This is a genomic window from Gammaproteobacteria bacterium (genome assembly GCA_003696665.1).
Lineage (GTDB): Bacteria > Pseudomonadota > Gammaproteobacteria > Enterobacterales.
In genome coordinates, this window is the sequence record RFGJ01000122.1 from 1 (window position 1) to 5,022 (window position 5,022).

Annotated in this window: 7 protein-coding genes; 5 read left to right on the forward strand and 2 right to left on the reverse strand. The window is 52.5% G+C overall.

Annotated elements, in window-relative coordinates:
- Positions 1-5 precede the first annotated feature (5 nt).
- Genes D6694_03845 through D6694_03865 form a run of 5 tightly spaced genes read left to right on the forward strand, consistent with a single transcriptional unit; the run spans position 6 to position 3,506 of the window.
- A complete protein-coding gene (locus tag D6694_03845) occupies positions 6-1,067 on the forward strand; it encodes an FAD:protein FMN transferase (GenBank protein RMH46123.1) in 1,062 nt (353 codons plus the stop codon).
- A complete protein-coding gene (locus tag D6694_03850) occupies positions 944-1,915 on the forward strand; it encodes an energy transducer TonB (GenBank protein ID RMH46129.1) in 972 nt (323 codons plus the stop codon). The genes D6694_03845 and D6694_03850 overlap by 124 nt, the downstream gene beginning before the upstream one ends.
- A gap of 37 nt (positions 1,916-1,952) precedes the next feature.
- Complete coding sequence (locus D6694_03855; protein RMH46124.1) at positions 1,953-2,513, forward strand: YqgE/AlgH family protein; 561 nt, start codon at positions 1,953-1,955, stop codon at positions 2,511-2,513.
- Complete coding sequence (ruvX, locus tag D6694_03860) at positions 2,383-2,928, forward strand: Holliday junction resolvase RuvX (GenBank protein RMH46125.1); 546 nt, start codon at positions 2,383-2,385, stop codon at positions 2,926-2,928. The genes D6694_03855 and ruvX overlap by 131 nt, the downstream gene beginning before the upstream one ends.
- Positions 2,925-3,506, forward strand: a complete 582-nt coding sequence (locus tag D6694_03865) for a hypothetical protein (GenBank protein RMH46126.1) — start codon at positions 2,925-2,927, stop codon at positions 3,504-3,506. Before ruvX ends, D6694_03865 begins: the two co-directional genes overlap by 4 nt.
- On the opposite strand, the gene D6694_03870 is transcribed toward D6694_03865, so the two are convergent.
- Both D6694_03870 and D6694_03875 read right to left on the reverse strand, forming a co-directional pair.
- The gene (locus tag D6694_03870; protein RMH46127.1) at positions 3,503-4,621 is read right to left on the reverse strand and encodes a PilT/PilU family type 4a pilus ATPase; all 1,119 of its coding nucleotides are present in this window, start codon (positions 4,619-4,621) and stop codon (positions 3,503-3,505) included. The genes D6694_03865 and D6694_03870 overlap by 4 nt on opposite strands.
- A 38-nt stretch (positions 4,622-4,659) precedes the next feature.
- Positions 4,660-5,022: twitching motility protein PilT (locus tag D6694_03875; protein RMH46128.1), on the reverse strand; the 363-nt coding region annotated here is incomplete at its 5' end.

Consider the following 5,022-nt stretch of genomic DNA (forward strand, 5'->3'; position numbering starts at 1 on the left):
CCTAGGTGGTTGTGGTGAAAAAAGCGCTTATTTTCGGTTGTCTGCTATTTGTCTTGTCGGCTTGTCAGTTTCGTTCAGAATCACCACAGCACTGGCGGCACTTGGCGATGGGCACCTGGGTGGACATCACCATCTATGACCAAACGCCTATCAATGAAATTTCACCTCGTCTGGCCAAGCTCCTTGATGACGCTCATCAGCGCTGGCACGCCTGGCACCCAAGCGAACTGTCTCGCATCAATGAAAGCTTTGCACAGGGCCGGTGCGTACAAGTTGCCCCAACCACCGCACAGCTCATTCGACTGGCGAAGCAGCTATGGCAAGCCAGTGATGGGTTGTTCGATGCCGGTATCGGCCAGCTACTCAAACTTTGGGGGTTTCAACGTGAGAATATGCTTGCCGCCTGGCAACCGCCAGAAGACAAAGAGATCAATGACTGGCTCGCCAGCCATCCAAGCATTCATGATGTTTATTTTGTCAACAACCGCCAGCTATGCAGTCGCAACCCAAAAGTGTCTCTCGACTTTGGCGGTTTCGGCAAAGGCTTCATTCTGCAATTGGTGAGCCAGAGTCTCTCGCACCTAGGCATTACCAATCATATGGTCAACGGTGGCGGTGACATTATTATTGCCGGGCAACCACCACATCGACCATGGCGTATTGCCATCCAAAATCCCTTTGCGAAAGAAAAAGTGCTGGCCACCATCGAACTTTCTGGAAAAAAATCTATCTTTACTTCTGGTACTTACGAAAGGCATTGGCAACATCAAGGCATCACTTATCACCATATTCTCGATCCAAGGACGGCGCGTCCAGCGCAAGGGACAGTGTCAGTGACAGTCATTGGTGACGACCCTGTATGGATGGATGCAGCGGCCACCGCCATCCTAATTGCCGGCCCCAAATGTGCCGCACGACTCGCTGACAAGATGCGAGTGCACGCATGGCTCGTCATCGACCACAAAGGCGTCGCTTATCTCAACACCGCAATGAAAAATTGGATAGAATGGGTGACACCACCACAATCGATCAAACTGATCAAGCAAAGCACGGCATGCACACGCTAAGTGATCCACAGATTGACGCCAAGGAGCGATTGGGTTTTACCCTTTTTGTCGCTATATGCTTCCATATTCTTATCATCTTCGGGATCACTTTTACCGTACCCTCAACTAAGACCGAGAAAAACCGCCAGATCAACGTAACTCTGGCGCGCAATGTGAGCGAAGAGGCGCCAGAACAATCGGATTTTATTGGGCAAGCCAATCAACTTGGTGGCGGCCAAAAAAAGATCAAGCAACCTGAACGGACACCGATTCGCGCCCCTTTTCCGGACCAGTCGGTTCGCCCGACCACTCAGCAACAAGAAACGGCAACACAGCAGCGCGGTGCCCGTGTGATACACCGCCAAAATTCAGGGTTCACCGTCTCAGACAAGATTGGAAGAAATGACACCACAGGCCGAACACAAAAAACAGATGCCGCGACACTTCGCGCCATGATGATGGCGAGCCTCGAAGCCGAACTTGGCGAAATGCGTCGTGCCGAATCAGACGCCCCGCGACGTCGGATTACCTCAGCGGCGGTCGCCAGAGCCGCCGAGGCTGCCTACATTCACGCCTGGCAAATGAAAATTGAGCGGATCGGCAATCAAAACTATCCAGCGGAAGCGAAAGCCCGCAATATGTATGGACAACTTACATTAAAGGTAGCCATCCGTGCCGACGGGTCTCTGGAACAAGTCCAAATCCTAGAGTCGTCTGGCTATCCCATTCTTGATCAAGCGGCGAAAAGAATTGTTCATCTGGCGGCGCCTTTTGCGCCGCTTCCGAAAGAAGTGCGCGAACAAACGGATATTTTGGAAATTGTCCGCATTTGGCGCTTTGAACCCGGTGATCGATTTTCATCACAGTGATCTTGTTTTTTGAAAGACAATCCCCATACTAAGCGATATGAAAGGTGAAACCAGCTTAAAGAATCACTTTCTTGTCGCCATGCCCGGCATGCTCGATCCAAACTTCGAGCATACGGTGGCACTTGTGTGTGAATACAATCAAGACGGCGCCATGGGCGTGGTCATCAATCGTCCATTGGACATCAATGTTTCTGAAATTCTTAAGCATCTTGAAATCCCACCCTCGGACACTTTCAAAGATCGGCCTGCGTTAGCTGGCGGTCCCGTGCATGAACATATTGGTTTCGTATTGCATCAGGGAGACATGCCTTTTGAGTCCAGCTTGCCGATCGGCGAGCACCTTTATTTGACATCATCGAAAGATGCATTGGCTGCTTTGGCAAAAGGCGAGACGCAAGACCACGCCAATCTCATTCTAGGCTATGCCGGTTGGACATCCGGCCAACTTGAACGTGAACTTGAAGAAAATGCTTGGCTCGTCTTGCCGGCCACGCCAGAAATCATTTTTGAAGTCCCGGTTCACAAGCGCTGGGAAATGGCCATTCGCTCGCTTGGCATCGATCCCGCGCACCTATCCCCCGATATTGGCCGTGCCTGAAGTCAGTACCGTCATCGCTTTCGACTTTGGACTCCGGCGCATTGGCGTTGCCGTGGGCAATCATATCACCCGTAGCGCAGAACCGCTGGCGCACCTGATGGCGCGCGACGGCATTCCAAACTGGGAGGAAGTTGGACAACTGATTCACACCTGGCGTCCCGACCTACTCGTTGTTGGCGAGCCGCTCAATATGGACGGTAGTGAACAACCTCTCACGCTTCGAGCGCGTAAATTTGCCAATCGGTTGCATGGACGATTCGGGCTACCGGTGGCATTACAGGACGAGCGCCTCAGCACTCGCGATGCACACTGGCAATGGCGGAGTCACTATCCAGACAAGCGGCTGGACAAGGGCAAGTTGGACTCGATTGCCGCGTGTCTCATTCTCGAAAGCTGGTGGCAGACGCAATCATGACTCATCGGTTATCGATCACCCAAGCTGAGACCTTGGCACACGGTTGGACACAATTTGTCTGGACAGGTTTAAATTTACCCAGTGGGCATTGGTGGCTGGCACACACCGACACCGGCCCGATATTTTTGCTGTGGCCGGTGACATCAGGCTGGCTGTGCTGTTCCCCAAAAACCGAAAGGCGCCTTCACGGCCAACAGGCTCAGCTGTCTGGCCGTAAAATGCCGTCCCCGACATCAGTGGCCACAGCAATACTGGCGAGTGGCGCGGATATTTTGGCTGCATTGGCGTTGATCGCCTATTGGCGCGCACAACCCGAAACCGGGCCAATGATGGTTATCGGCGAATGGTCTCAAAATCTGCCCTTCCAACTGCAACCGTCAAGGTTTCTGATGCCAAATCTGCCCTCCGAAGTCACAGCTTCCATCGGGCTCTTAGAAGACTGGTCAATCCCCGCTCGCTTTTGTGCCAACACCTGGGTGCCTGGGACTTATGAAGGCAGCCTAAAGGCGCTGGTGTCCCGACTTTCGCCACAGTGGCGAACTGTCAGCGCACAGTGGCCGCCCAAGGTGTCTCGTTAGCTGCGCCCCTCGATGGATAACCCACCGAGCGACTCACCCAAACTGGACTTGCCAGATTCATCCAACTTAATCATTAGGCGCAAGTCGTTCGGCGAATCGGCATGGGCGATGGCGTCTTCATAGGTAATTTCTCCCGCCTTGTACAATCGGAACAAGGCTTGATCGAAGGTCTGCATGCCATGCTCATTGGATTTTGCCATCAGGTCCTTCAGCAGATGCAACTCACCTTTTCGAATGTGATCGGACATCAACGGCGTATTTATCAAAATTTCGACCGCCGGGCGCCTGCCCTTACCATCGGGCGTCGGGATCAGTTGCTGGCCAACAATGGCTTTCAAATTCAGCGACAGATCGAGCAATAGCTGCTGGCGTCGATCAGAAGGAAAGAAATGGATGATGCGATCGAGCGCTTGGTTGGCGTTATTGGCATGCAGAGTACACAAGCATAGGTGGCCCGTTTCAGCGAACGCCACGGCATATTCCATCGTTTCACGCGTTCGCACCTCGCCGATCATGATGACATCTGGCGCCTGGCGTAAGGTGTTCTTAAGCGCCACTTCAAAAGACTCCGTATCAATACCCACTTCACGCTGAGTCACGATACATTTCTTGTGCTGATGAATAAATTCAATGGGATCTTCAATACTGATGATGTGACCACTTGAGTGTGCGTTGCGATAACCGATCATGGCGGCAAGCGATGATGACTTCCCTGAGCCCGTCGCGCCAACAAATATCACCAAACCGCGTTTCACCATGGCCAGATCACGCAATACTGGCGGCAAATGGAGTTCCTCAAAGGTCGGGATATGTGTCTCGATCCGACGCAACACCATGCCCACCTGGTTTCTTTGCTGAAACGCTGACACGCGAAAACGGCCAATACTGGACGCGCTGATGGCGAAATTACATTCATGGGTGCGGGCAAAATCTCGGCGCTGTTCTTCATTCATGATCGATAGCACCACTTCCCTTGCTTTTTCCGGCGACAGAGCACGTTGCCCCACCGCCAACACTCGTCCATTGATTTTGAGACTTGGTGGCACGCCAGCAGTGATAAACAGATCTGAGGCCTTTTTATTGACCATCAGTTTTAACAGCCCTTCAAAATCCATCACTTGCCTCCTCTTGCCGTCCGATCAGTTGTCAGGAACTAGAACAAATCTTTATTTTGCGCCTTTTCTCGTGCCGCCTGACGGGAGATGACGCCTCGCTGCACCAGATCTTTGAGGCACTGATCCAACGTCTGCATGCCAACCCCGATACCCGTTTGGATGGCGGAGTACATCTGCGCCACTTTGTCCTCGCGAATCAGGTTACGAATCGCCGGTGTCCCAATCATGATTTCGTGCGCTGCCACACGCCCGCCGCCATTTTTCTTAATCAAGGTCTGGGCGATGACCGCCTGCAATGATTCAGAAAGCATGGAACGAACCATGTCTTTCTCAGCCGCTGGAAAAACATCGATAATCCGGTCAATGGTTTTTGCCGCCGATGTGGTATGCAAGGTGCCGAA